Source organism: Planctomonas sp. JC2975 (assembly GCF_012985205.1).
Classification (GTDB): Bacteria; Actinomycetota; Actinomycetes; order Actinomycetales; family Microbacteriaceae; genus Humibacter.
The window spans coordinates 1,278,498-1,303,226 of sequence record NZ_JABEKS010000001.1 but is presented as its reverse complement, the minus strand read 5'-3'; the positions used below and the strand labels follow the sequence as shown (position 1 = coordinate 1,303,226).

Here is a 24,729-nt window from a genome sequence, read left to right as displayed (position 1 = left end):
GAGCCGGAGAGTCGGAGGCTGGCGTTAGCGTGAACGCATGTTCCTGCTGTCCGACGGCACGATCGTGCTGAGCCCCAGCGACCTGACCACCGCATCGACGTGCGAGTTCGACTTCCTGCGAAGGCTCGACGGCCGACTGGGCTGGGGGCCGGTGGTGGCGCGGTCGACGGATGCGATGCTCGAGCGCACCTCTCGGCTTGGCGATGAACACGAGCTGCGTGTCCTGCAGCGTTACGTCGACCGCTTCGGCGAGGGGGTCGCCCGGTTCGAACGGCCGGAGCATCCCGATGCCGACGGGCTCGCCGCCGCCGCAAAGGAGACCGCCGCGGCGTTCCGCGCGGGGGCGCCGGTCGTGTACCAGGGCGTGTTCTTCGATCCGCTGCATGGAGACCACGAGCAAACGCCGGACAGCGCAGATTCGGAGCAGAACCGCGGCGAATCAGGTCCGCCCGTCGCCTTCGTCGGATACGCCGACTTCATCGTGCGCGAGCCCGACGGGCGCTACACGGTCGAGGACACCAAGCTCGCGCGCCGAGCGAAGGTGACGGCACTGCTGCAGGTGGCGGCGTATGCGCTGCAGCTGGAACGGATCGGCATCGAGCCGTCGCCGGAGGTGCGGCTGCTGCTCGGCGACGGCAGCGTCAGCACGCATCGACTCGACGACATCCTGCCCGTGTACCGCAAGCGGATCGCGAGGCTGCACTCCATCGTTCGACAGCACCTCGCGGACGGCGCGGCAGTGGAGTGGGGCGATGAACGATTCATCGCCGACGGCCGCTGCGACACCTGCGCGGCCGAGGTCGAGGCGAACCGCGACGTGCTGCTCGTTGCCGGGCTGCGGGTGACGCAACGTCCCCGTTTCGTCGCCGCGGGCATCCGCACCATCGAGGACGTGGCGGCGATGCCCGACGATGTCGACGTTGAAGGGGTCGCTGCGACCACGCTGACGGCACTCAGGCAGCAGGCGCAGCTCCAGCTCGCGGCGCAGGCCGGTGAAGCGCCGCCGGTCGTCGTCTACAACGCCGCAGCCCTCGCGGCGCTCCCCGATCCCGATCCGGGCGACATCTTCTTCGATTTCGAGGGGGACCCGCTCTACACGGAGGGAGACGACGGCCAATGGGGTCTCGACTACCTGTTCGGGCTCGTGCAGACCAACCTCCAGTTCATGCCGTTCTGGGCGCACACGTTCGCCGAGGAGCGGCGGGCGCTGATCGACTTCCTCCGCGATGTCGAACGCCGCAGGGCCGAGCATCCCGGCATGCACATCTACCACTACGCGTCCTACGAGCGAACGCATCTGCTGACCCTCGCGGCCAGGCACGGGGTGGGCGAGGACGAGGTCGACGGTCTGCTGCGCGACGACGTGCTCGTCGACCTGTATCCGCTCGTCCGCAAGTCGCTGCGAGTGGGATCCCGTTCCTACTCGATCAAGAAGCTCGAGCCGCTCTACATGGGTGACGAGCTGCGATCGGGCGAGGTGCAGGATGCAGGCACATCGATAGAGGAGTACGCCGTCGCGCGCAGGCTGATGCTGTCCGGTGACGTGGAGGAGGGGCAGCGGCGCCTGGACGAGATCGCCGCATACAACCGCTACGACTGCGTGTCGACTCTACGGCTGCGCGACTGGCTGCTGGACCGTGCGACCGAGGCGGGGGTCCCGGTCGGCCTTCCGAAGCCCGAGCGTGCGACTCCTGAGCTCGCGCCCTCGACGCTGCGCGACGACCTGCTCGCATTGGCCGGGGAACAGGATGTGCCGCACGCCTCTGGCGCGGACGCCACCCGCCAACGCACGGACGACGAGACGGCCGCCGCGTTCGCCGCAGCGGCGCTCGACTACCACCGGCGGGAGCAGAAGAGCCTCTGGTGGAGTCACTTCGCACGCCTCGGCGACCCCGTGGAAGCGTGGGGGAACTCGCGTGACGTCTTTCTCGTTGAGACGGGAGTCGTGCAGCGCGACTGGTACCGGGAAGAGAGCCAACGGAAAGACCGCAGACTCCTGCGTCTGCACGGTGTCTTCGCGCCGGGCAGCAAGGAGTTGAAGCACGGGTCCAAGGTCTTCGAGCTGTACGAGTTCCCCGGTCCCTTCCGCTCCACCAGCGGGCCTGGAACGCGGAGCGCTCGCCTCGTCGAGGTCGTCGACTCCGCGGACGACTGGATCGAGATCGAGGAGACGATCGACGACGACGTCCATCCGTATGGCGTGCTGCCAAGCGCTATCACGCCCGGCCCGCCGCCGAATGCCGGCCGCCAGGTCGAGGCGATCGCGTCATGGTGCCAGTCCATCGTCGACGGGCAACCGGAGTGGCCGCACGATCCCGTCAGCGACCTGTTGCGCAGAGTGCCGCCGCGCACCGTGGGCGCGAGCGTCGCCGAGCGGGCAGGGCGGGCATCCGACGCCACCCGCATCGACGAGGTGACCGAGGCCGTCTCGGAACTGGATTCCTCGTATCTCGCCGTGCAGGGACCTCCCGGTACGGGCAAGACGTATCTCGGAGCGCACGTGATCGCTGCGCTCGTCAGGGAGCGCAGCTTCAAGATCGGCGTCGTCGCCCAGTCGCACAATGTGGTGGAGAACCTGCTCCGCGCCGTGATCACGAGCGCCGGACTGGATGCGTCGCTGGTCGGCAAGGTGCCGCAGTCCGGAGCGGACCCGGACGGTGACGAGCCGTACACGGTGCTTCCCAAGGACGGCCAGCTCGAGTTCGCGCTGGAACACCTGGGCAGCGGATTCGTCATTGGCGGAACGGCGTGGGACTTCAGCCACCCGGCCCGCGTCCCCGCCAAGAGCCTCGACCTCCTGGTGATCGACGAGGCAGGGCAGTTCTCCCTGGCATCGACGGCCGCGGCCGCTGTGTCGGCCCGCAACCTGCTGCTGCTCGGCGATCCGCAACAGCTTCCGCAGGTGAGCCAGGGGCTGCATCCCGAGCCCGTCGACCAATCGGCCCTGGGGTGGATCAGTGCGGGCCACGACGTGCTCCCGGCAGAACTCGGCTTCTTCCTGCCGGAGACCAGGCGGATGCATCCGGCCCTCGCGGCACCGGTTTCCGTGCTCTCCTACGAAGGCCGGCTCCGTTCGCACGCGGATGCCGCAACGCGGCACCTCGACGGCATCGCGCCCGGCCTGCATCCCGACCCGGTGCGGCACGACGGCGATTCGACCGAGTCCGCGGTGGAGGCGGCGCGGGTGGTCGAGCTCGTCGATCGTGCGCTCGGCTGGACGTGGACGGAGAAGGGATCCGTGCGGCAGCTCACCGAGGCCGACGTCATCGTGGTGACGCCGTACAACGCGCAACTGACGTTGGTGCGGGCGGCACTGGACGCGGCGGGGCATCCGGAGGTGCGCGTCGGCACCGTCGACAAGTTCCAGGGCAGCGAGGCTGTCGTGGCGATCGTCTCGCTGGCCGCATCCTCGGCCAGATATGCACCGCGCGGCATGGGATTCCTCATCATGAAGAACCGGCTCAACGTTGCCGTCTCCCGCGCCCAGTGGGCTGCATTCATCGTCTATTCTCCCGAGCTCACGCAGCACTTGCCGCATCGACCAGAAGGTGTGGCCGAGTTGAGCGCCTTCATCACGCTCGTCGAGGGCGAGCGGTAGTGATACGGCGTCGGGACTCGACAGCTCAACGTCGAGAGTCAGCGGCCCTGACCCGGCCCGGCTCGAACGAATCCAGGCGGAAGGACGAGGCGCCGATCGCGTTCGACTGGGGCGCATTGCCGTCCGGCGCGGTGAAGGATGCGGTCGCTGCCCCGAGCGGTCAGCTCGCTCGACTGAGTCTCGGCCCTGCCGACGGCGTCCGGATCGTGCTCGCACCAGGGGTGACCGGGTCGAAGGAGGACTTCAGTCGCATGGCACCCTTGATGGCGGATGCCGGATATCGCGCCGAGTCCTACGACCTGGCCGGACAGTACGAGTCCCACTCCGCCGGCCCGGAGAACCTCGATCCGCCCGGCAGGCATTACACGCTCGACCTCTTCGTCGACGACCTTCTCGCAGTGATCGGGACCGGCTCGACGCCGGTGCACCTCGTCGGCTACTCGTTCGCGGGCACCGTTGCGGCGATGGTCGCCGCCCGGCATCCCGGCCTCGTCGCCAGCCTCGCTCTACTCTCCACGCCGCCGCTCGCCGGCCAGTCGCTCCGCGGCTTCAAGGTGGTCGGTCCTCTCAGCGGCCCGATCTCGCCTCACGTCTGCGCCGGGCTGATGATCTGGGGTACGCGCCGCAACCTCAACAGGTCGCCGCGCGAACGGATCGCCTTCGTGCGCGAGCGCTTCGAGATGACCAGGCGATCGAGTGTCGACGACATCATCGGCCTCATGAAGGGCGTTCCCGACCTGGATGACGAGCTGCGGGCATCCGGAATCCCGCTGCTGGTCGCGGTCGGTACCCGTGACGTGTGGCCGGTGCGGATGCACCGCGCCTACGCCGAGCGGATCGGAGCCAGGCTCTCAGTGCTCGACACCGGTCACACGCCGAATGAGACGGCGCCGTACCAGCTCACAGACGAGATTCTGGCGAACATTCGCCGTTGAACGGTCGAGCCCGACGACGCGCAGCCCGCACGCGTGCACTGCGCAGCACCCGGCGCGGCCAGCTCACCTCCGCCCAGTTCACCCCCACGCCGTGGAACGCCCACTCGGCCTTGCGCAGGAAGTCGGGAGCGGAGAGGAACACTCGCGCCGAGACCCGGACCCGCAGCCGGCGGTCGAACTCGACGGCGGCACCTTCATCGAGCGCGAAGCTGAGGTCGAGGTCGTCGTGCGCCTTCGGATCGTCCAGGTGGATCCGGTCTCTCGCGGCGAGCCAGGCGTCTCGACGGATCGCGAAATTCGAGCCGAAGAGCGGAGTGTGGCCGACGAGCGAACCGATGAACACGAAGTAGCCGCCGAGGAAGAGGTACTTGCCGATCGCGCGCCAGACCGGACCGCATCCGTAGAAGGTGCCGGTGCCCGTCACAGCGCTCAGCGTCGGATCGTTGGCGAAGCGCTCGTGGATCCGCTCGATCCAGTCGGGCGCCGGGCGCGAGTCGGCGTCCAGCCGGCCGATGATCTCGTATCCGGCCGCGTCGAAGCCGGCCGCGGTCGCATGCAGCACTCCGCGCGTCGGCTCGTGGATCACCCTCGCTCCCGCAGCGTGCGCAACGGAGGACGTGTCATCCGTCGAACCGTTGTCGACCACGACGATCTCGTCGGGCTGCACCGTCTGAACGGCGAGATCCGCGAGGCATTGCCGCAGCATGCACGCGTCATTCAGGGACGGGATGACGACGCTGACGGTAGGCATGTACGGGTCAGCATAGCGATGGGCGGCAAACCGAACGCGTGCGGATGCGGCGGTGCGAGCGGAACCTCCGCCTACACCCGCCGATCGACTCCCTCTTCAGCCCTGCGCTTGGCGGCACGGCGCTTGCCGATCCAGACGCCGATCATGATGGCGCCGATGGCGGCGAGCACGAATCCGGATGTCTGCATCCAACCGATTCCGCCCGTGGGGAGACCCGTCGTCATGGCAACCAGCACCTGGTGGGCGAAGCCCGCGGCAATGCCGAGCACGACGAGGACGATGCCGATGGGGAGGAGCGCTTTCACGAAAGAAGCTTATGCGTCGCTCGGGAGCGCAGCCTCGATCGCGGCGATCACCTCGGGGTCGTCCGGCACGGTGCGGGGACGGAAGCGGTGCACGTCACCGCCGGGCGTCACGAGGAACTTCTCGAAGTTCCACTGCACGCGACCCGCCTTGCCGTCGGCATCCGCCGTCTTCTTCAATTCTTGGTAGAGCGGATGCGCGGACTTGCCGTTCACCCTGATGCGCTCGAACATCGGGAACGTGACGCCCCACGTGGTCGAGCAGTATTCCTTGATGGCGTCCTCGCTTCCGAGCTCCTGCAGGAACTGGTTGCTCGGGAATCCGAGCACGGTGAAGCCGCGCTCGCCGTAGGTCTCCTGCAGCTTCTCGAGCGCCTCGTACTGGGGCGAGAGCCCGCAGCGGGAGGCGACGTTGACGATGAGGAGGGCTTTGTCGTCGTAGGCGTGGAGCGAGGTCTCGGCACCGTCGATCGTGGTGAGCGGCAGATCGCGCGCTTCGGGGGAGAGGGAGGTCATGGTCTGAGAGTAGTTCGGCGGTCCCGCGCTGGGGTGCGCCATTGTTCCGGGGCTTTCCGAGGCAGCACTGCTGCCTCGGGGTGGGGTCGGGTGGGCCCTTGGTCCGGTACCTACCGAGGCAGCGCAGCTGCCTCGGCGCTGGGGTCGCGTCGAAGGCCCATCGGGTCTTCGCTCCTAGCTCCACCGCGCACGCGCGCATGGCAACATGAGGCCATGGCATCCGAGTACATCGACGATTTCGCTGCGTTCATCCAGGCCTCGCCCTCCTCCTATCACGCGGCAGCCGAGGTCGCTCGGCAGCTCGAGGAGTCCGGCTTCGCCCGGATCGACGAGACGGATGCCTGGCCCACCCCTGAGGCGGACCTCCCGCAGCGCGGCGTGCTGGTGCGAGACGGCGCGGTCGTCGCCTGGGCCGCCCCGCCGAACGCGGGGTCGACGACGCCGTTCCGGATCGTCGGCGCGCACACGGATTCCCCCGGATTCAAGCTGAAGCCGAAGCCGACGACGGGCGCCGCCGGATGGCTGCAGGCCGGAGTCGAGGTGTACGGCGGTCCGCTGCTGAACTCGTGGCTGGACCGCGAACTCGAACTGGCCGGCCGCATCGTCACCACGGACGGCACTGAGCACCTGGTGCGCTCAGGTGCGCTGCTGCGCATCCCGCAGCTGGCCGTGCACCTGGACCGCGGCGTGAACAACGAGGGTCTGGTGCTCGACAAGCAGCGGCACACGCAGCCGGTCTGGGGCGTCGGCGATGCGGAAGCGGCGGATCTGCTCGCGCGCGTGGTCGAGGGGAGCGGAGCCGAGGCGTCCGAGATCGCCGGATACGACCTCGTCACCGTCGACACGCAGGAACCGCACGTGTTCGGACTCAACGGATCGCTCTTCGCGAGCAAGCGGCTCGACAACCTGAGCTCGGTGTACGCCGGTCTGCGCGCAATGATCGCGGCCGGAGCGGGCGGGGCGGCACCCGCATCCGACCACATCAGCGTGCTCGTGGCGTTCGATCACGAGGAACTCGGATCCGAGTCGCGGTCGGGCGCGAACGGACCGATCCTTCATGACGTGCTGACCAGGATCTCGGGCTCCTCCGGAGCGGACGGCGACCAGCTGCAGCGCGCCTACGCGGCCTCGTGGTGCGTCTCCGCTGATGCGGGCCACGCGGTGCACCCGAACTATCCGGAGAGGCACGACCCGGCGAACCGTCCCATCGCCGGCGGTGGTGCGTTGCTGAAGATCAACGCGAACCAGCGGTACGCGACGGATGCGCACGGCGCGGCGCTCTGGGCACGCCTCTGCGCGGCCGCCGGCGTGCCGTACCAGGAGTTCGTCTCGAACAACTCCGTACCCTGCGGCACCACGATCGGACCGCTCACCGCGACGCGCCTCGGGATCCGCACTGTCGACGTCGGAGTGCCGCTGCTGTCGATGCACTCGGCCCGCGAACTGTGCCACGTCGACGACCCGGAGTTCCTCGCCGGAGCGCTCACCGCCTTCTACGCAGGGGCGTGAGGGCACGCAGCGGCGCCCCGTTCGAATGTGCGGAAACGCGCGTCACCACTGGGTGACGCGCGTTTTCTGCACTTCGAATGGGATTCGGAGCCCTGGGGCCCTTCGGAGCGGAGTGCGCTGAGGCCGGCGGGCGGAGGGCGCTCAGTGTCGATGACGATCCGTCAGGGGATCCGGAAGCCGCTGAGTCCTTCGACCTGCTCATCCGACGTCTCGACGCCGGAGACCGCTGCGTAGGCCGGTCCGTGAGCACACCAGGCGACGGCAGCGGCGACGGCGTCGCGGGATCCCTCGAAGACCGCCTCGACGGTGCCGTCCGGACGGTTGCGCACCCATCCGGAGACCGCGGAGTCGTCGGCCATGTCGGCGCAGGAGTAGCGGAAGCCGACGCCCTGCACCCGCCCATGGATCACGACGCGCACCCGGACGGCGGGCTCGTTGCTCATCCTCGGCCTCTCGTGCTCATCGTGCTTCATCCATCCGTTCGCCACGGCTCTGTGCCCGTCTGGCATGCCATTGTGCTGCTGTCGGGGCGCCGTTGGACGCATGTCTTAGGCGTCTGCCGAGGGGTCTGAGGTAGGCGGGATTCCGTGCCTCGAAAGATAGGGCATCCGCCCGATCTGACCCGCCTACCTTAGTCACGAACATCGTCTGTAGAACGAATGAGAAGAAGGAACAGGCGATGTACAACGAAGCCCTGGTGAATGCGCTCAACGCCGACCGTCAGCGCAACTACGACGATCTCGAGCGGTTGCGCACGCAGCGCGAGATCACTGCACAGCGGATCTCGGAGAATTCCGGAACGGATGCCACTCCCACGCGCGGTGCGCGCGGACGGCGTGGTCTCGCCGCCCTCACGCACCTCGGCGCCCGGTGATCGGAGCGGCCGGTCCAACACTCGACAGCACGGCATTGGCGCCGATGCCCGCACAAGCGGCATCGGCGCCATCGATGTCGGTGGCAAGTGGCAGCATTGACCGAGTGAGATCTCCCATCAGCAGCCCGCAGATGATCGGTCGAGAGGCCGATCTCGCGGCGCTGCGCGATGAGTTCGAGCGCAGCGCGGAGGAGCCGCGCGCGGTCGCCATCGGCGGCGAGGCGGGCATCGGCAAGACGCGGCTCGTCGCCGAGTTCACCCGGGAGATCGGCGACCGGGCCATGGTGCTGCTCGGCAAGTGCGTCGACATCGGCACCGAGAGCGCTCCGTACGCACCGTTCACGGCGATCGTGCGCGAGTTGGCCGCGACCCTCGGGCCGGATGCGCTGCTCGAGCTCGCGGGTCCGGCGGCCTCCGCGCTGCCCTTCGTGCTGCCCGAATTGGCCTCGGCCCAGGAAGGGCGGCCGAAGGCCAGCTCCGACCGCTTCTACGAGCTGATCGCTGTGCTGTTCGAGAACGTCGCGCGACAGCGTCGGCTCGTACTGGTGATCGAGGACATCCACTGGGCGGATCGGTCGACTGTCGAGCTGCTGCGGTTCCTGGTGAGCATGCTCACGGGGGGCGGAATCCTGATCATCGTCACGTACCGCAGCGACGAGATCGTGCGCGGGCATCCGCTGCGTCCCGTGCTCCCCGAGCTGGAACGCTCGCGCCGCCTGGTGCGCTGGGAGCTGATCCGCCTGACACGCGAGCAGGTCGCCGCCCAGGTGCAGTCCATTGCCGCGGTGTCCGGGGCGGAAGGCGGCGACGCCGCGTCGTCCGCCGGCACGATGATCGAGACAGGCACGATCGACACCGCGATGATCGACGACGTCTTCGAGCGCAGCGAGGGCGTTCCGTTCTTCGTCGAGGAGCTCGCCGGCGCCGAGCGCGGTGTGCGTGATTCCGGCATTGCCGGGCCCCTGCCCGAGACCCTGCGCGAGTTGTTGCTCGCGCGTTACGAGCGCGTCGGTGAGAGCACTCAGCACCTGCTGCGGCTCATCGCCGTCGGCGGTGCCTGCGTTCGGCACGACCTGCTCGACCTGGTCTACGCGGGATCATCCGCCGAGTTGGAGGCGGAGGTGAGAGCAGCCGTCGATGGTGGCCTCCTCGTCATCGACGACGTCTGCTACGACTTCCGCCACGCCCTGGTGCGCGCCGCCGTGCTCGGCGAGGTGCTGCCCGGGGAACGGGTCCGGTACCACACGGCCTATGCGGACGCCCTCGAATCGCTGGCCCACGCAGGACGTCCGGTCGCCCACGAGGTCGCCCTCCATCGCATGGAAGCCCATGATGCCGTGCGCGCCTTTCCGGCCACGATCGTGGCGATGCGGGAGGCCGGCGACAGCTACGCGTTCTCGAGAGCCGCACGCATGGGCGAGCGCGCCCTGGAGCTGTGGGAGCAGATCGCCGACCCGGAGTCGGGCGCTGGGATGAGTCACATCGACCTCCTGCAGCGCACCGCCGACGCGTGGCGCGATGCGGGAGACAGCGATCGGGCCCTGGCGGTGATCGACGTCGCCCTGGCGGAATGCGATCCCGCGGATGTCGACCAGCACGCGGGACTCCTCGTCGACAAGGCGCGGTACCTCGCATCGTTGTCGCGTCCGGGTTCGACGGCGCTGCTCGAGGAGGCTCTGGCGGAGGTGGGTCCCGATGCCTGCTCGGACACGGCATCCGCCATCCTCGGGGACCTCGCAGGGCGTCTCATGCTCGAGGCTCGGTACGACGAAGGTGTCGAGGTGGCGACGAGGGCGCTCGCTCAGGCGGAGGCGGCCGGATCCCTGTCGCGGCAGTCCGTCGCTCACAACATTCGAGGCGTCTCGTTCGTCGGACTCGGCCGAGTGGAGGACGGACTCGCCGACCTCCGGCGCGCGAAAGAGCTCGCCGAAACGCGCGACGGCGCGATGCTGCGCTACCACGTGAACACGTCTGACGTGATGCACCTGATCGGCAGGTTCACCGAAGCGGTCGAGATCGGCAACGCCGGTGTGGAGCGTGCCCGCCGGCTCGGCGTCGAGCGCACGAGCGGCATCATGCTGGCATCGAACACCGTCGAACCGCTGATCGCCCTCGGCAGATGGGGCGAGGCCGACGCGCTCCTCGAACCGGCGATGGCGCTCAACCCCCCGCCCGGATTCCGGGTGCACCTGCAACGCATGAAGCTGCTTCTGCTGACGTGGAAGGGCGAGACCGAGGTCGCCGACGAGCTCTGGCGGTCATGGGCGCCGATGATGCATGTGCAGGCCGACATCGAGATGCAGTCCCTGCTGGGCATCGCGCGCGTGGAGGCGGAGCTGGCGCTCGCGCTCGGCGACGTCGAGCGTGCCTGGCGTGCGGTGGCTGTGGTGCTTCGAGACCACCGAAGGATGATCGCGTACGACCTCCCGCTGCTCGTGGACGCCGCACGCACTCTCGCGTTGCTCAGAACGGGTGGCAGGGGAGCGGATGCCGATGCCGCGTCCGCGATCGGCCAGCGCGGTCCGGATGCTTCGCGTCCGAGAGGCGCGGACTCGGTGGAGCACATCGACCTCGGGACCGCCGAGTCGGGGCTGCGGGAGGTGCTCGCATCCGTGCGCGACTGGCCGACAGCATCCGTCTGGGTTCCGCTGTTCGAGGCCGAACTCGCCGAGAACGGAGCCGACACGCACGCCTGGCAGCAGGCGGTCAAGGCGTCGACGGCATCCATCGCTACTGCGCATCTGCAGCCGTACACCCGGTTCCGTCACGCTCAGGCTCTCGTCGGCGCCGGCAAGCGGACGGAGGCTCAGGAGGAGGCCGCCGCATCGCGGCGACTCGCCGACGAGCTCGGCGCGGGGCTCATCCTCGGGTGGCTGGACGACTTCGAGCGACGTGCGGGGCTGGAGGCGTCGCCTGCTCGCGGCGGCGCCGAGGGGCGCGGGCGGGTGGTCGGCTCTGCCGAGCTGACCGAGCGTGAACGACAGGTACTCGAGCTCATCGCCCAGGGACTGAGCAACAAGCAGATCGGCGAGCGGCTCTACATCAGCACGAAGACCGCCAGCGTGCACGTGTCGGCGATCCTGCGCAAGCTCGGAGCGACGAGTCGCACCGAGGCGGTCTACGTCGCCGGACTGGATCGCGCAACGGCCTGACCGTCCACGTCAGAGCGGACGGCCCACGTGCCGGCCTCGGCCAGGGACGACCCGTGGCAGGACGTGCGGTTTCAGGACGTGCGGTTCCCCGGACGAACGATGCCAAGACCCGCGGTTCCCGGACGTGCCGCGTCTGAGCCTGCGGTGTGTCAGGACGAACGGTCGTTGCGCGCGAGCTTGTCCGCTCGCTGCTGCTTGACCCGTGCGTTCTCGGCGCGGACGGCCGCCTGGGTCCCGCGCTCTCGCACCAACCACTCGGGCGGCGCGGCGAGGAGCTGGCGGATCTGCTCCGTCGTGAGGGCATCCTTCACGTCGGCACGGGCGAGCCCGCTCGTGGACACTCCGAGCTTTCGCGCCACAACGTCGCGGGGATGCGGTCCGTCGCGTCGCAGGTCGACGAGCCACTGCGGCGGCTCGGACTGCAGGGCAGCGAACGCCTCACGGGTGATCGCGGAGGAGCGGAACTCCTCCGGTGTCGCAGGCAGGTAGACGCCGAGCTTCTTGGCGGCCGTCTCCGGCTTCATCGCGCCAGGCCCTGGCTGCACGGATTCGCTCATCCCTCAAGGGTACGAGGTCTCGGCGCGTGCCCGCGCTCCAACGAGGATGTCGATCGCCGACCCGACGTCCTCGCCGACCCCGACGGTTCCCGACGATCGTGGTGATCCTCTGCGACCCTGGTGATCCTCTGCGACCCTGGCGATCCGTACGGCGCGGTCGCTTCTCCGACGCCACGGCCGGACATCCCCGCGGTGGCGCGGGCCGGAGCCGGACATGGCCGGGTAGCGTTAACGGTCGGGGCACGTCGAGGGGAGGCATCCGTGGCGACAGCAGGTCGGTCGGCTGGAGGCCGCGGGGCGCGTCGGTCATCCGGTCGTCGAGTGGGCGTTGCAGCGGACCGTCGGCCGAAGCCGACGAACCGCGACGCTCAGCGGAGCTCGAAGCGCGAGGCGCCACGTCCCTCGGACGGCGACGCAGCCCGATCAGCCGATCGCGCTCCGGCTGAGCCGTTCCGGCTGGCGTACGTGCGCGGGGTGACGCCGGCGAAGTGGGCCCGGATCTGGGTGGAACGCATGCGCCGCATCCCGCTCGAACTCACCCGGATCGACCAGCCGCAGCAGGAATCCGTCCTGCACGAGCGCACGGCCGACGTCGCGCTCGTGCGGTTGCCGATCGACCGCGACGGGCTGCACGCCATACCGCTCTACGAGGAGCAGCCGGTGGTCGTCGTGCCGAAGGGTCACGCGATCGCCGCGGCCGACGAGGTGAGCATGGCCGAGGTCGCGGAGCTGGGGTCGCCGGTGCATCCGTTCGATCCGAACGTCGAGACGACGCTCGAGGTCGTCGCTGCAGGTGTGGGCAGCATCGTGCTCCCGCAGTCCGTCGCGCGGCTGCATGCGAGGCGGGACCTGGTGGCGAAGCCGGTGACGGATGCCGAAGCGACCGGCATCGCGCTGGCCTGGCTCAGTGATCCGCAGCCGCCGCGCACGGAATCCGAGCAGGAGCACATCGATACGTTCATCGGCATCGTGCGCGGACGCACGGCCAACAGCTCGCGCGACTGAGGCGGCGTCGAGGGTCGAGCCGACCTACCGCTGGGTCGGGCTCACCCACCACGGCTCGGAGAGCTCGAGCACCGGTGGCGAGCGTGCGGGGAGCTCCCGGCTAGCCTTGACGGGTGAGTCCGGCAGACAGCATCCGTCTCGATCAACGGGTCGTCGGGCTCGATTCCCCCGACGACGTGTTCGACGTCTTCGTCGAGTGGGTCTCCGAAGGCGGGATCAGCCTCTATCCGGCCCAGGAGGAGTCGCTGATCGGCATCGTCTCCGGGGCGAACGTCATCGTCTCGACGCCGACGGGCACCGGCAAGTCGCTGATCGCCGTCGGCGCGCACGCGACAGCACTCGCCGACGGCAAGCGCACGTTCTACACGGCGCCGATCAAGGCGCTCGTCTCGGAGAAGTTCTTCGCGCTCGCCGACACGTTCGGTGCCGAGAACGTCGGCATGATGACCGGCGACTCGCAGGTGAACGCGGATGCCCCGATCATCTGCTGCACGGCCGAGATCCTCGCCAACCTGGCGCTCCGGCTCGGCCCGGTCGCCCCCATCGACCAGGTCGTGATGGACGAGTTCCACTTCTACGCGGATCCCGATCGCGGCTGGGCCTGGCAGGTTCCGCTGCTGCTCCTGGAGCGTGCGCAGTTCATCCTGATGAGCGCCACGCTTGGTGACGTGAGCGGCATCGCCGACGACCTCTCCCGGCGCACGCACCGTGAGACGGTGGCGGTCACCGGTGTCGAGCGTCCGGTGCCGCTGGACTACGACTACGTGCTGACGCCGGTGCATGAGACGATCCAGGAGCTTCTGGATGACGGCAAAGCACCCGTCTACGTCGTGCACTTCTCGCAGAAGGACGCGCTGGAGCGGGCACAAGCGCTGGCCGGGGCATCCGTTGCCAGCCGTGAGCAGCGGGACGCGATAGCGGATGCCATCGGCGCGTTCCGCTTCGCCACCGGTTTCGGGCAGACCCTGTCGCGCTTGTTGCGCCTGGGCATCGGCGTGCACCACGCGGGAATGCTGCCCAAGTACCGCAGGCTCGTCGAGCAGCTCGCGCAGCGCGGGCTGCTGCGCGTGGTGTGCGGAACGGACACGCTGGGCGTCGGCATCAACGTGCCCATCCGCAGCGTGCTGCTGACGGCGCTGACGAAATTCGACGGCACCAAGATGCGGCAGCTGACCGCTCGGGAGTTCCATCAGATCGCCGGCCGTGCAGGCCGCGCCGGATACGACACGGCCGGCACGGTCGTCGCGCAGGCGCCGGAGCACGACATCGAGAACGCGCGGGCCGTCGCGAAGGCGGGGGACGATGCGAAGAAGAAGCGAAAGATCGTGCGCAAGCGCGCGCCGGAGGGGTTCGTCTCCTGGGGTGAGCCGTCGTTCAAGCGCCTGATCGACGCCGAGCCTGAGACGCTCACCCCGCACATGCAGATCACCAGCGCGATGATCGTCAATGTCGTCGGCCGCGGCGGCGACGTCTTCGGCAACGTGCGCACTCTCGTGTTCGACAACCACGAGCCGTGGAAGCGACAGCTGGAGCTGGCGCGACGGGCCCTCGGCATCTATCGCACGCTGGTCACGGCCGGGATCGTCGAGAAGGGGACGGACGGCATCCCCCGCCTCACCGTGGATCTGCAGCCGAACTTCGCCCTGAACCAGCCGCTGTCGCCCTTCGCGCTCGCCGTGCTGGAGCTGTTCTCGGCTGAAGACGATGAGACCCGCTCGGCCGCGACGGGTGAGCGCAGCGTGTCCGGTGGCGTCGGCTCAGGAGACTACGCGCTCGATGTGGTCTCGGTCGTCGAGGCGACGCTGGACGATCCGCGTCCGGTACTGCTGGCGCAGCAGCACCTCGCGCGCGGTGAAGCCGTCGCCGCGATGAAGGCGGAGGGCATCGAGTACGAGGAGCGCATGGAGCTGCTCGAGGATGTGACGTGGCCGAAGCCACTGGAGAGCATCCTGCAGCAGTCTTTCGAGACCTACAGCGCGAGCCAGCCGTGGGTGCGCGACTTCGAGCTCAGTCCCAAGTCGGTGGTGCGCGACTTGTTCGAGCGCGCCATGACGTTCGCCGAGTTCGTGTCGTTCTACAACCTCGCCCGCAGCGAGGGCGTCGTGCTGCGCTACCTGTCAGACGCCTTCCGGGCGCTGCGACAGACGGTGCCCGACGAAGCGAAGACCGACGAGTTGCGTGACCTCATCGAGTGGCTCGGCGAGCTCGTTCGGCAGGTCGACTCGAGCCTGCTCGACGAGTGGGAGGAGATGGTGCATCCGGATGCCGTTCGGCACGCGGAGGAGACCGCGATCGTGCCGCCCGTGCCCCGCACGATCACCTCGAATCGCAGGGCGTTCCTCGTCATGGTGCGCAACGAGCTGTTCCGCCGCGTGCAGCTGGCGGCCCTCGACCGTGCCGACCGGCTGGGCGAGCTCGATCCCGACTTCGGAGAGGATGCCTGGGGTCTCGCCCTCGATTCCTACTACGCCGACCACGACTCCATCGGCATCGGCGCCGACGCCCGCAGCGCGGCGATGCTCATCGTGGACGAGACGGATGCAGCTGGCGGGAACGGCACAGGCCGTAGGTGGCTCGTTCGCCAGATCCTCGCGGATCCGGAGGGCGACCACGACTGGGGCATCGCCGCAGTGGTCGACCTGGCGGCGTCGGACGAGGCGGGATCCGCGGTGCTGAAAGTCACGGCTGTCGACCGGTTGTGAGGCGCATGCTGGCGTGCGGGCGCCGGGTGGGTGACGATGGTGCCCATGACCGACGTGCGCAACATCGACATCGCGCTTGCAAGCATTCATGAGCCCTGGCAGCCGCACCGCCTGACGAGTATCAACGACTACGACGTGAAGATCGCGAAGTTCAGCGGAGAGTTCGTGTGGCACACGCATCCCGAGACGGACGAACTGTTCCTCGTGCACTCCGGTGAGGTCACCATCCAGCTGCGCACGGGAGACGTCGTGCTGCGACCGGGTGACATCTACGTGGTTCCGGCCGGAACGGAGCACTGTCCGCGGGCCGAATCGGAGGCTGCCGTGCTGATGTTCGAGCCGAAGGGAACCGTGAACACCGGCGACGCGGGCGGGGAACGAACCGCGCCACTCCGAGAGCTTTGAGCGCGGGCTCCGAGAGGGGTGTCTGGGCGCGAGTCCTGATCGCTATCCGGCGATGACCACGAGAGGCCGTGCGTCATCCGCTGCCCACTCGTTGAGGGACTCGTCGTAGACGCTCACGTCGTCGCGCCCGAGCACGGTGAGGGCGAGCGCGTCGGCGGATGCGGCGATGCCGCCTGCGCAGTACGTCACGATCGGGTCGGGTGAGTCGACGGCATCCGCCAGGAGCGCACGCAATGCCTCCTCGGTGAGGAAGGCATTGGTCTCGCGATCGACGAGGCGGGAAGCAGGCGCGCTGTGGCTGCCCGGGATGTGCCCGAGACGCGGGCGATGTCCGGCTTCGCCCGTGAACTCCCGCGGCGGCAGGCCGCAGACCAGGGTCGCAGGTTCGGCGCCGGAGAGTGCGCGGTCGATGCGGTGCTTGTCGGCCCAGAAGCCCTTCTGGCCCGAGGCGGCGAACCCGGTGGATGACGTGGGCGCGACGTGACCGATCTCCAGCGGGCGTTCCTCGGCCGCCCACTTGCGCAGACCTCCGTCGAGCACGGCGACGTCGGTGTGGCCGAAAGACCGGAACAGCCACCAGAGTCGCGACGCCCATTGCCCGAACGAATCGTCGTAGACCACGACGGTCGTTGCGGCGTCAGCGCCGAGCGCCTGCGCGGCAGCGGCGAAGCGTTCTGCGGACGGGCGTGAGAACGGATACTGCGCATCGGCATCGCTGAGCTCCTCGAGGAGATCCGCGAAGACTGCGCCCGGAATATGCCCGTTGACCAGGTATTGCTCGTGTCCGGTGACGTAGGACGGATGCCCGTCGAACCCCGCGACCTGCAGCACCGTCGCGTCGAGCACGAGCGTGTGCCGCCCGCCGACGGGATCGTCGGCATCCGCGAGCAGACGCGCGAGTTCGTCCGTGCTCACCAGGTGGCGACGCGCCGTTGCCGGCCGCACGGATGACACGGAGGAGTCTGAGGGCTCGGCGGGGGTGCTGGTCACGCCTACACGGTAAGGCGGGGCTGAGCGCGACCGACGCCGTCCTGACACATTCGGTAACGGTGCGGCGGCACGTCTCGAGAAAGTGAGGCTACAGCCCCAGCAGCACACGCTTGGCGGCCGTGAACTCCTCGTCGGTCAGAGCGCCGCGCTCGTGCAGGGCGACAAGGTCGGGCAGCGACACCGGCTGCCGGTGTCGCATTCGCTCGGCACGGATCGCCTCGTTGTCGAACCATGGCCGTAGGCGCGAACGGTCGTCGGCGGAGACCGCGAACGCGACGCAGACGGCGACGACGGCCGCAGTGCCGACGATGATGGCGGCGACGCCGATCCACTGCCAGACCGAAGCCGCGACGAGGCCGGCGTTGTCGGCGTAGCCCTTCGACGACAGCGTGCGCGTGAACCAATACAGGCTCTGCTCTCGATCGATGGCTCCCTTGGCCACGGCCCAGATCACGGTTCCGCTCACGGCCAGCGCGAGCCCCAGGATGCCCAGCACGCGCCAGGCCTTTCGTCGTTCTTTCACGGTGGCAGCGTAGGAGAATCCGCGAACCGTGTCTGCTGGCTGAGCGGGAATGTGGCCGATCGGTGGGTGGAGGCTCCACCGATCGGTCGGCCCGCGCCGAGAGCCATGTCGAGCGGCAGGCAGAAGGCGTGATGCGGCCTTCCGGACTCTCAGCCGAAGCTCGCCCGGCTGGCCGGCGACCGGCACCGCGTCGAAGGTGACCGCCCGGGAGGAGCGCCCGGCAATCGCCGAGCGGGCCACGATCATCGAGCCGTCTTCGACAGGTAAGCAACTGAGGTTGCCTACCTGGGCAGCTCCTGGGAACTAAGCAACTCAAGTTGACTGCGATGCATCAGCAACCTAAGTTGCTTAAACATGAACCCCGTACGCATACCGTCGCCGATCGGTGGTGTCGCCGACGAGCTCGCCGCGGTCGTCGCCTTGCGCGATCTCGCAGACCGGCTCGAGGATGCCGCTGTAGAGCATGCGCTCCGCGACGGCTGGAGCTGGGGCCTGGTCGCCGAGGCGCTGGGCGTCACTCGTCAGGCCGTGCACAAGAAGCATCTGAAGCGACTCGCCGATGCCGACATCGAGCTGAGGAGGCGCCGTGCCTGACGAGGCTCCGCGGATCCGCGAAGATCGCCTTCCGCAGCCCATCCGCGACATCGTGATCGCGGCGGTCGAGGAGGCGCAGCGGCGCGGTGATTCCGCTGTCGCCCCGGAACACCTGATGCTCGCGATCGCCGCCGGATCGGATTCGCGCGCCTCTGCCGTGCTGGCGGACTTCGGTATCGGCCACGATGCCCTCGACCATGCGCTCGATGTGGAGGCGGCCCGCTCGCTGGCCGTGATCGGGATCGACGAGCTCGATCCCGCGCTTCTGACGGCGACGAACCGCACGGCCACCAGGCCGAGCTGGGTCTCGACGACGCGGGAGGTGTTCCGCAGGGCGCAGGTGGCAGGCGGCAGGCGTCGCGGACGCAGCGCCGAGCTCGACGTGCTCTACGGCATCGTCACGGCGAACGTCGGCACCGTGCCGCGAGCGCTGGAATACGCGGGCGTCGACCGTGACGCGCTCATCGGACGGGTCGAGCGGGAGCGGCTGGTGGCAGACGACGATCCGCAGCGTGGCGCTCAGGGACTCTCCGCACAGGAGCGTCAGGTCATCCGCCGCGACGCGCAGAGGCGTATGCAGGACGCCCGCCATCAGGCCCAGCGCGACGCGCAGGCGAGACGTCGCGAAACGCAGCGGGCCGCGCGAGCTCCCCAGCGGGATTCGCGGGCGTCGGAGGCGGACGCCGGCTCCGACTCGGCTACCGGCTCCGAACCCACCTCCGACTAGAACCGCACAATCACACACCGCATCGACAGCTGGTCGGGTGCGCCCGAGCAGCGCGCGATCGAGCGCGCTCTCCGGCAGCACGGTCACCTTGGCCGTGAGCAGCTGCTGTCGCCCGACAACAGCGGCTGTAAGAGCCGCGACAGAGCCGCGACAGTGCGCCCCGTCATCCTCTACACAGACCTCGAATCACACAGAACACATACGGAAGGAACGCCATGAACGCACAGCGGAACAGCGGCGCGGACTGGGCCATCGAGGCCCACGGTCTCGTCAAGACGTTCGGCGACAACCGGGCGGTCGACGGCGTCGACCTGCTCGTGCGACCGGGCACCGTCTACGGCGTGCTCGGCCCGAACGGCGCCGGCAAGACCACGACGATCAACATGCTCGCCACTCTGCTGAGGGCGGACGCGGGCAGCGCGGCCATCTTCGGCCACGACGTCGCGAAGGAGGCGCAGATCGTGCGCCAGCTGATCGGCGTCACCGGGCAGTTCGCCTCGGTCGACGAGACCCTCTCGGCCACCGAGAATCTCGTCATCTTCTCTCGCCTGCTCGGTCTCGGGCGCGCAGAGTCCAAGGCGAAGGCCGCTGACCTGCTTGAGCGCTTCGGACTCACGGATGCCGCCAAGCGGCCCCTCAAGAAGTTCTCCGGCGGCATGCGTCGTCGGCTCGACCTCGCGGCGTCGCTCATCGCGCAGCCTCCGCTCATCTTCCTCGACGAGCCGACGACGGGTCTGGACCCTCGCACGCGCGGTCAGATGTGGGACACGATCCGTGAGCTCGTCGCCAGCGGATCCACCATCCTGCTGACCACGCAGTACCTCGACGAGGCGGACCAGCTGGCCGACCGTATCGCGGTGATCGACCGCGGGCGCGTGGTGGCCGAGGGCACGGCGGACGAGTTGAAGGCATCCGTCGGCACCTCGGCGCTGCAGCTGCGCGTCGAGGATCCCGCCGACACCGACGACGCGCTGCGCGCCATCGAGCAGGTGCTCGGCGTTCGCGGAACGCTCTCGCCGGAGGCTGCGCGCATCACGGCGCCCATGGCAGACCCCGACCGTGTGACCGATCTGCTCGTCACGCTGCGCGAGGCCGGCATCCACCTCATCGAGATGAGCGTGCAGAAGCCCAGCCTCGACGAGGTCTTCCTCACCATCACAGGCCACGACGCGGCCGACCAGAACGAGACGACGCCGGGTCCGGACGAGAACGGCGCCGAGAAGGAGAAGGTGAACGCATGAGCACCATCACGCAAGCACCCAGAACGTTGGCGCCGAATCGCATCACCCCGCCGTCGGAGCGCAAGCTCAAGAACCACACCGGCGCGGGCCAGACCGTGCGCAACACGTTCACCATGGCGTACCGCGGACTCGTCAAGATCCGTCGCACGCCGGAGCAGCTGGTCGACGTGACAGTGCAGCCGATCATCTTCACCCTGATGTTCGCCTACCTGTTCGGCGGCGCCATCGCGGGCAACGTGCAGAACTATCTGCCTTTGCTCATCCCCGGCATCCTGGTGCAGACGGTCATCACGACCTCCGTCGTCACGGGCGTTCAGCTCCGTGAGGACATGGACAAGGGCGTGTTCGATCGATTCAGGTCGCTTCCGATCGCACGGATCGCGCCCCTCTCCGGCGCTCTGCTCGCCGACACGGTGCGATACGCCATCGCCACGACGATCACGTTCGTGGTCGGCTACGTCATCGGATACCACCCAGCCGGAGGTTTCGGACCCGTCGTGCTCGCCGGCCTGCTGGTCATCGCCTGCTCCTGGGCGATCAGCTGGATCTTCGCCTTCTTCGGCGTGATCGCGCGCACGGCATCCAGCGTGCAGGGCATCTCGATGCTCGTGCTGTTCCCGCTGACGTTCCTCTCCAACGCCTACGTGCCGGTGAAGAGCCTGCCAGAGGTGCTGCAGTGGTTCGTCAACGTGAACCCGATCTCGCACCTCGTCACCGCCGTGCGCGACCTGGCGAACAACGGAACCGTCGGTGTCGATCTCTGGATCTCGCTGCTCGGTGCTGCGATCATCGTGGTCGTCTTCGCGCCCCTCACGGTGCGTGCGTACATGCGCAAGGCGTGATTCGTAGCCGGTTCGCACGCCCGCAGCCCGATCATGGGTGTGCGGGCGTGCGAGCCGGTTGCGTTCGTCCCTCTCGAGGCCTCCAGGAAAGGACACTGGAATGACTGCTGACTCGCAACCGACCGCCGAGACGGCGGTCGGCGCTGGGCCCCACGAGCCGGTTCCGGGCGGCGTTGTTCCGCCGTCCGGCCGAGCAAGAGGGAGCGTCGCGGCGAAGGCTGGAAATGGCCTTCGCTCCCAGCTCCAGCGCGCAGATGCGACGGGCCGGATCGCGCTCCTCGTCCGCGAGCCGAATGGACGTCCCAGCACCAGGGCCATCGCGTTCTGGACGTGGAACGCGATCATCGGGTGGGTCGTCTTCCTCTGCCTCCAGCTCCTCTGGATGCTGATCGCGGATGCCTGGACCAACTCCCTGCACCTCGCAGGCCTCGCCATCACGGTGCTGGTCGCGATCGTGCACGTGTCGATCATGCCGAGGTGGCGCTACCGCGTTCACCGCTGGGAGATCACGGATGACGCGGTGTTCGTGCGATCGGGATGGCTCACCCAGGAGACGCGCGTCGCCCCGATCGCCCGCTTGCAGACCGTGGACTCGCGGCGCGGGTTCCTGCACCGCATCTACGGGCTCACCACTGTGACCGTGACGACGGCGTCATCCGCCGGTGCACTCAGCATCCATGCGCTCGACGACGCAGTGGCGCGGGAGGTCGTTGCACGTCTCGCGGCCGTGGCCCAGCAGACCAAGGGCGACGCGACATGACCTCGGCTCCCGAGCCGGAGCTTCCCGAGCACGTGAAGGCCGTCGACACCACCGGGGTTGCTGAGCGATCGGACCATCGTGCGACCCTCGAGCTGCCTGAGCGAGCGGATCGGGCCGAAGGTTCGTCCGACCAGCTCGCCGCTGTCGCGGCTGCAGCCGACTCTCCCGACGACGACCCCACTCCGTGGCGTCGGCTCGATCCGCGGATGCTGCTCGTGCACCCCGTGCGCGAGCTCATCCGCTACCTTCCCGTGCTCCTGCTCGCCGTGGTCGCGGGATCCGTCGGCGGCGAGCCGTGGTGGACGTATGTGCTCTCCGGAATCGGGGTGCTGGCGGGTCTGTCCCGTTGGTTCACGACTAGCTATCGCATCACGCCCACCCACGTCGAAGTGCGAAGGGGACTGCTGAACCGACGGATGCTGTCGGTGCCGCGGGAGCGTATCCGCTCCGTCGACGTCGACGCCACCCTGCTGCACCGACTGGTGCGTCTCGCCGTGGTGAAGGTCGGCACGAGCGCCTCGCACGGCCAGGACGGCCTCGACTTCGACGGTGTCTCGATCGCGGAGGTGCCCGCGCTGCGCGCCGAACTGCTGAAGGGTGCGACAGCGCTCGGGGGAGAGGCGGCGTCCAACCGACCCGGCGGTGTCGACATCGAAGCCGCGGCAGGCTCCCGGTCCGACGTGGGCCGGTCCGACTCCGAGAACTTCAGCGGATGGCGCTGGTCGTGGGCGCGCTTCGCGCCGTTCACGCTGACCGGGGTCGGATCGCTGTTCGTCGCCGCGTTCTTCGCCCTGCAGCTGCAGTTCTTCGACGGCGGGCTGCTGCTGAAGCTGCCGGTCGTGCGGGCGTCGATCGACACGGCGGCCCGCATCCCCACGCTGGAGTTGGTGGTCGGCATCATCGTCGCACTGCTTGTGATCGCGTCTGTCGTGGCTCTCGTGCGGTACGTGCTCGCGTACAGCGGGTTCACCATCTGGCGATCGGATGCCGCGACCCTTCATGTGCGGCACGGACTGCTGCGCACCCGTCAGGTGACGCTCGACGAGCGCCGGCTGCGTGGCATCCAGCTCGGTGAGGCGCTGTCGCTGCGGATGGTCGGTGCGTCGTCGGCCCACGCGATCATGACGGGGATCGGACGGGAACGCGGCGGACTCATGGTCATCGAGCCGGCCGGTCCGCGTTCCGACGCCCTCCGCGTGGCGGAAGCGGTTCTCGGCGACCTCCAACCGCTGACGTGCGACCTGACGCCGCACGGTCCGCGGGCCCATCGCCGCCGCTACACGCGCGCCGCGACGGGCGTCGCCGTCATCGCGTTGGCCGTGCTCGCGGCCGTCCTGCTCGGATACCTCAGCGCGTGGGCCTGGACGGCGTTCGCCGTCATCGTGCCCGTCGCCGCGCTGTTGGCCGAGGATCGCTGGCGCTCGCTCGGGCACGTTCTCCTCGGAGACGTGCTCGTCGCCCGATCCGGATCGCTCGCCCGCACGCGCGTGGTGCTGCGCACCGCCGGCATCATCGGCTTCACGGTGCGCAGGTCGTACTTCCAGCGCCGTGCGGGACTCGCCACCCTCATCGCGACCACGGCCGCGGGACGACACCGCTACCGCATTCCGGATGTGCCGATCGAGGAGGCGTGGCGCATCACGGATGCCGTGCTCGTCGGCCCGCGGGAGACCGCGCGCGTCTGAGACGCGCGAATCCGCTCAGACGGGCGGATGTGCCGCCGAACGTACCCGCAGCGGGTACCGCACCCCGGTCAGCGACTCGGACAGCTCCCACAGCCGTCGCTGGTCGCCGACGTCATGTGATCGCGGGATGGAGTCCACTTGCACCGGATGCCCCGTCCATTCGTTGCGTCCGTCCGGTCCGAAGTACTCGCCCCCAGTCGCAGTCGGATCAACGGCGGCCCGCACGGTGGCGAGCGCGGAGAGTCGAGGATCCTGCATCAGCCAGCTCGTCGCCCAGCGAAGTCGCTGGCCTGTTGCGATGCGGATCATCCGCTGGTCACCGCCGAAGGCGGTGCGCGCGTTCCCAGGGTGGGCGGCGACCGAGATCGTGCAGGCATCTGCCTCCGTCAGCCGTCGCTGCAACTCGTACGCGAAGAGCAGGTTCGCCAACTTGGACTGGAAATATGCCTGGTGGGAATGGAATTCGCGGGCTGCATTCGGGTCGTCGAAGTCCATAACGCCTCGCCGGTGGCCGACGCTGCTCACCGTCACGACACGGGAGTTGGGGGTCGAGCGCAGGGAGTTCAGGACGAGTCCGGTGAGTGCGAATGCGCCCAGGTGGTTGGTGGCGAACGTGGTCTCGAAGCCGTCCTCCGTCACCGCGTATCGACGGATGAGAGCTCCGGCGTTGTTGATCAGCAGGTCGAGATGGGGGATATCGGTCGTGATGCGGTGGGCCGCCCGGCGCACCGAGGTCTGGGACGCGAGATCCAGTTCGAGCGTGCCGAGATGCGCGTCGGGCGTTTCCGCGAGGATCCGTTGGCGCGCGTCGTCCGCCTTCCGCGGGTCACGGCAGGCCAACACGACATGCGCCCCGTGTCGGGCGAACACGCGGGCCGTCTCCAATCCCAGGCCGGAGTTCGCGCCGGTGATGACGACGGTCCGTCCCGTCTGATCGGGTACATCCGTTTCAGTCCAGTCGGTGGTCATGGTGTTCTCCTTCTCTGAATCCGTCGTGGCGGTGGCGCCGTCGTTGTGCGGAGGCGATAATCGGGATGAACGTCCCGCTTAGAACTATCCGG

Annotated in this window: 22 protein-coding genes; 14 read left to right on the top strand and 8 right to left on the bottom strand. The window is 68.7% G+C overall.

The annotated features are described in order from the left end of the window. Window positions 1-37 precede the first annotated feature (37 nt). Both HII28_RS06020 and HII28_RS06015 read left to right on the top strand, forming a co-directional pair. On the top strand, window positions 38-3,598 hold the full coding sequence (locus HII28_RS06020) for a bifunctional RecB family nuclease/DEAD/DEAH box helicase (protein ID WP_170024570.1): 3,561 nt from the start codon (window positions 38-40) through the stop codon (window positions 3,596-3,598). Further along, window positions 3,598-4,533, top strand: coding sequence for an alpha/beta fold hydrolase (locus HII28_RS06015; protein ID WP_346769209.1), 936 nt, complete (start codon window positions 3,598-3,600; stop codon window positions 4,531-4,533). The genes HII28_RS06020 and HII28_RS06015 overlap by 1 nt, the downstream gene beginning before the upstream one ends. Here HII28_RS06015 and HII28_RS06010 read toward each other — a convergent pair. The 3 genes from HII28_RS06010 to HII28_RS06000 form a co-directional block, all read right to left on the bottom strand. Further along, on the bottom strand, window positions 4,499-5,284 hold the full coding sequence (locus HII28_RS06010; protein ID WP_170024569.1) for a glycosyltransferase family A protein: 786 nt from the start codon (window positions 5,282-5,284) through the stop codon (window positions 4,499-4,501). The two genes, HII28_RS06015 and HII28_RS06010, sit on opposite strands and share 35 nt — an antisense overlap. A gap of 71 nt (window positions 5,285-5,355) precedes the next feature. After that, window positions 5,356-5,589, bottom strand: coding sequence for a hypothetical protein (locus tag HII28_RS06005; RefSeq protein ID WP_170024568.1), 234 nt, complete (start codon window positions 5,587-5,589; stop codon window positions 5,356-5,358). A 9-nt stretch (window positions 5,590-5,598) separates the two neighbouring features. Continuing rightward, on the bottom strand, window positions 5,599-6,102 hold the full coding sequence (locus HII28_RS06000; protein ID WP_170024567.1) for a glutathione peroxidase: 504 nt from the start codon (window positions 6,100-6,102) through the stop codon (window positions 5,599-5,601). Between the two features lie 213 nt (window positions 6,103-6,315). Between HII28_RS06000 and HII28_RS05995 the strand changes: the two genes are divergently transcribed. Further along, on the top strand, window positions 6,316-7,611 hold the full coding sequence (locus HII28_RS05995) for a M18 family aminopeptidase (protein ID WP_170024566.1): 1,296 nt from the start codon (window positions 6,316-6,318) through the stop codon (window positions 7,609-7,611). A 161-nt stretch (window positions 7,612-7,772) separates the two neighbouring features. Here the strand turns inward: HII28_RS05995 and HII28_RS05990 are convergent, their stop codons facing one another. Continuing rightward, entirely contained in the window at window positions 7,773-8,054 is a 282-nt protein-coding gene (locus HII28_RS05990) for an acylphosphatase (RefSeq protein ID WP_170024565.1), read from the bottom strand. A 236-nt stretch (window positions 8,055-8,290) separates the two neighbouring features. Here HII28_RS05990 and HII28_RS05985 point away from each other — a divergent pair, with 236 nt between their 5' ends. Next, window positions 8,291-8,485 (top strand): hypothetical protein, encoded by a 195-nt coding sequence (locus HII28_RS05985; protein WP_170024564.1) that lies wholly within the window; start codon window positions 8,291-8,293, stop codon window positions 8,483-8,485. A gap of 104 nt (window positions 8,486-8,589) precedes the next feature. Next, complete coding sequence (locus HII28_RS05980) at window positions 8,590-11,637, top strand: AAA family ATPase (RefSeq protein WP_170024563.1); 3,048 nt, start codon at window positions 8,590-8,592, stop codon at window positions 11,635-11,637. Between the two features lie 149 nt (window positions 11,638-11,786). Here HII28_RS05980 and HII28_RS05975 read toward each other — a convergent pair whose 3' ends face one another. After that, complete coding sequence (locus HII28_RS05975) at window positions 11,787-12,194, bottom strand: DUF5997 family protein (RefSeq protein ID WP_240977253.1); 408 nt, start codon at window positions 12,192-12,194, stop codon at window positions 11,787-11,789. A 261-nt stretch (window positions 12,195-12,455) separates the two neighbouring features. Between HII28_RS05975 and HII28_RS05970 the strand changes: the two genes are divergently transcribed. The 3 genes from HII28_RS05970 to HII28_RS05960 all read left to right on the top strand — a co-directional run bounded on the left by HII28_RS05970 (window position 12,456) and on the right by HII28_RS05960 (window position 16,306). Further along, entirely contained in the window at window positions 12,456-13,199 is a 744-nt protein-coding gene (locus HII28_RS05970; protein ID WP_170024562.1) for a LysR family transcriptional regulator substrate-binding protein, read from the top strand. Between the two features lie 113 nt (window positions 13,200-13,312). Then, entirely contained in the window at window positions 13,313-15,901 is a 2,589-nt protein-coding gene (locus HII28_RS05965) for a DUF3516 domain-containing protein (RefSeq protein ID WP_346769208.1), read from the top strand. Window positions 15,902-15,946: 45 nt separating this feature from the next. Continuing rightward, the gene (locus HII28_RS05960) at window positions 15,947-16,306 is read left to right on the top strand and encodes a cupin domain-containing protein (RefSeq protein ID WP_170024561.1); all 360 of its coding nucleotides are present in this window, start codon (window positions 15,947-15,949) and stop codon (window positions 16,304-16,306) included. A gap of 42 nt (window positions 16,307-16,348) precedes the next feature. Here the strand turns inward: HII28_RS05960 and HII28_RS05955 are convergent, their stop codons facing one another. Beyond that, the gene (locus HII28_RS05955) at window positions 16,349-17,296 is read right to left on the bottom strand and encodes a rhodanese-like domain-containing protein (protein ID WP_170024560.1); all 948 of its coding nucleotides are present in this window, start codon (window positions 17,294-17,296) and stop codon (window positions 16,349-16,351) included. Window positions 17,297-17,384: 88 nt separating this feature from the next. Further along, on the bottom strand, window positions 17,385-17,819 hold the full coding sequence (locus tag HII28_RS20645) for an SHOCT domain-containing protein (RefSeq protein ID WP_170024559.1): 435 nt from the start codon (window positions 17,817-17,819) through the stop codon (window positions 17,385-17,387). A gap of 354 nt (window positions 17,820-18,173) precedes the next feature. On the opposite strand from HII28_RS20645, the gene HII28_RS05945 reads away from it, so the two are divergent. From HII28_RS05945 to HII28_RS05920, 6 genes are all read left to right on the top strand, one after another. Continuing rightward, on the top strand, window positions 18,174-18,413 hold the full coding sequence (locus tag HII28_RS05945; protein WP_170024558.1) for a hypothetical protein: 240 nt from the start codon (window positions 18,174-18,176) through the stop codon (window positions 18,411-18,413). Continuing rightward, window positions 18,406-19,140, top strand: coding sequence for a Clp protease N-terminal domain-containing protein (locus tag HII28_RS05940; protein ID WP_170024557.1), 735 nt, complete (start codon window positions 18,406-18,408; stop codon window positions 19,138-19,140). The genes HII28_RS05945 and HII28_RS05940 overlap by 8 nt, the downstream gene beginning before the upstream one ends. Window positions 19,141-19,355: 215 nt before the next feature. Beyond that, window positions 19,356-20,381, top strand: a complete 1,026-nt coding sequence (locus tag HII28_RS05935) for an ATP-binding cassette domain-containing protein (RefSeq protein WP_170024556.1) — start codon at window positions 19,356-19,358, stop codon at window positions 20,379-20,381. Next, the gene (locus HII28_RS05930) at window positions 20,378-21,223 is read left to right on the top strand and encodes an ABC transporter permease (RefSeq protein WP_170024555.1); all 846 of its coding nucleotides are present in this window, start codon (window positions 20,378-20,380) and stop codon (window positions 21,221-21,223) included. The genes HII28_RS05935 and HII28_RS05930 overlap by 4 nt, the downstream gene beginning before the upstream one ends. 100 nt (window positions 21,224-21,323) lie before the next feature. After that, a complete protein-coding gene (locus HII28_RS05925; RefSeq protein ID WP_170024554.1) occupies window positions 21,324-21,983 on the top strand; it encodes a PH domain-containing protein in 660 nt (219 codons plus the stop codon). Then, window positions 21,980-23,668 (top strand): PH domain-containing protein, encoded by a 1,689-nt coding sequence (locus HII28_RS05920; RefSeq protein ID WP_170024553.1) that lies wholly within the window; start codon window positions 21,980-21,982, stop codon window positions 23,666-23,668. The genes HII28_RS05925 and HII28_RS05920 overlap by 4 nt, the downstream gene beginning before the upstream one ends. 15 nt (window positions 23,669-23,683) lie before the next feature. Here HII28_RS05920 and HII28_RS05915 read toward each other — a convergent pair whose 3' ends face one another. Then, window positions 23,684-24,637 (bottom strand): oxidoreductase, encoded by a 954-nt coding sequence (locus HII28_RS05915; protein ID WP_170024552.1) that lies wholly within the window; start codon window positions 24,635-24,637, stop codon window positions 23,684-23,686. Window positions 24,638-24,729 lie beyond the last annotated feature (92 nt).